1 protein-coding gene is annotated in these 325 nt (G+C 43.7%); it reads left to right on the top strand.

The window, feature by feature from the left end; all coding sequences use genetic code 11:
- Nucleotides 1–195, top strand: a 195-nt coding sequence (locus EI164_RS16820; RefSeq protein ID WP_192519320.1) for an IS3 family transposase, incomplete at its 5' end; no start/stop codon positions are given.
- Nucleotides 196–325: the final 130 nt, after the last annotated feature.

Below are 325 nucleotides of genomic sequence, written 5' to 3'. Positions count from 1 at the left end.
GGGCTTTATAAAACAGAGGTGATTGAATATTTAAAACAGCAGTGGCAAGGTGTGAACGATGTTGAATTAGCAACCCTAGAATGGGTCGATTGGTTTAACAAAACTCGCATTCATAGTACGATTAGTTATGTGTCGCCTTTTGAGTTTGAGAGACGATACTATGATAGTCTTTGTGAGTCAGACAAAGCTGCCTGACTCAAGCAATCCACTCTCCGATATAGTCGGGGCGGTTCACAAACAGTTAACCCTCAGGGCGCAATGCTTAACTTCTAGGACTTACGCAACAATCAGTCTAGGCGAGCGTAACTGCTCGCAGAGATAGTCA

The sequence above is a fragment of the Psychrobacter sp. FME13 genome (genome assembly GCF_014861395.1).
Taxonomy (GTDB): domain Bacteria; phylum Pseudomonadota; class Gammaproteobacteria; order Pseudomonadales; family Moraxellaceae; genus Psychrobacter.
This window is presented reverse-complemented; position numbering and strand designations above follow the sequence as displayed.